We start from the raw sequence: 1,085 nt of genomic DNA on the forward strand, positions 1-1,085 counted from the left end.
CTCCAGACATCCCCTCGCGGGTTTGCCCTTGCCGTCGGCTAGTAGTTCTATTGGTCCAAGAGGACACTACAGGTACTCCTACAGGGGACTTTCACCCCATCAGTTCATGCCCATGCCGGGCGTACACAATAGCGTCAACCTGACCTCATACTGGCTAGCGGTCGCTGCGCTCCCGCCAGCCAGTACGCGGCAGGTTACGCTTGTCGTTACGCACGGAAAATGACTGAGCCCTTCGATTTTTCATGGATGGTTGGCCGCGAAATTGCCGTCGTTCAATTAAGTGAACCTGATCAATGGGTTTTCGGCTTTGAAGCTAGCGTTGGCATTGGCGCAGAATGTCCTTGGCGCATATTGAAAAATGGTGTAATTGCAATTAGTAGCGAAGATCATAAACAGCAATACGGCCTTGCCGCACCGTTAGATGCAGCGGAAGTCGCAGCAGAAATTCTTGCTTCCCACGCAATCTCGCAAGTTGAAGTACGAGAAGGAACCGCTGATTTAGTTATTAAGTTTTCTGGCGGTCTACGGCTAGAGGTCATCCCAATATCAAGCGGATATGAAAGCTGGGGTATTACTGCACCATCGGGTTACCAAGTGGTTGCCCAAGGTGGTGGGGAACTGAGCGGGTGGAGCAAATAGTGCCTAATCGGGTAAGGGCGGGTGTTTAGCCCGCCCTCCCCACACCACCTAGCATGCGGGTCCGCACTAGGCGATTCACAAGAAGGGAGCACACGACGCTTTAGGCATAGCCATGCGCTTTCATCCACTGATCGCGAATGCTGATCAAGCCCTGGCCTTTCAGCCAGTCATTGGTCATCCCGGTTTGCGTGCCCAGCGAGCGGGACAGATGCCAGTCGCTCTTGGAGCTCATGCCCGTCCAGATCGCGGCACGCTTCGACGACCCCAGGGCCAGCAACTGGCGAATGCGATTGCGCACCCCGCGCCACTGTTTCCAGTCGCACAGGCGGATGCGCCGCCGCAGCCAGTGGTCCAGCTCGGGAATCGGCCGGTAGTAGTCCGAGATGCCGAAGTAGCCCATCCAACCACGGACGTATTCGGAGAGTTTCTTGAGCCGGTACGCCATC

Annotated in this window: 2 protein-coding genes; one reads left to right on the plus strand and one right to left on the minus strand. The window is 55.9% G+C overall.

Going from position 1 to position 1,085, the window contains the following annotated elements; translation table 11 throughout:
• The first annotated feature begins 219 nt into the window (after positions 1-219).
• The gene (locus tag CKO40_RS23740) at positions 220-639 is read left to right on the plus strand and encodes a DUF6188 family protein (RefSeq protein WP_200348929.1); all 420 of its coding nucleotides are present in this window, start codon (positions 220-222) and stop codon (positions 637-639) included.
• A 100-nt stretch (positions 640-739) separates the two neighbouring features.
• Here CKO40_RS23740 and CKO40_RS23745 read toward each other — a convergent pair.
• The coding region (locus tag CKO40_RS23745; RefSeq protein WP_200348409.1) for a group II intron maturase-specific domain-containing protein at positions 740-1,085 on the minus strand (346 nt) is incomplete at its 5' end.

It is taken from the genome of Halochromatium glycolicum (genome assembly GCF_016584085.1).
Classification (GTDB): Bacteria; Pseudomonadota; Gammaproteobacteria; order Chromatiales; family Chromatiaceae; genus Lamprobacter; species Lamprobacter glycolicus.

Bases quoted from the DNA above. Each gene is read 5' to 3' on its own strand.
- CKO40_RS23740 (WP_200348929.1), top strand. From the start codon at position 220: ATGACTGAGCCCTTCGATTTTTCATGGATGGTTGGCCGCGAAATTGCC.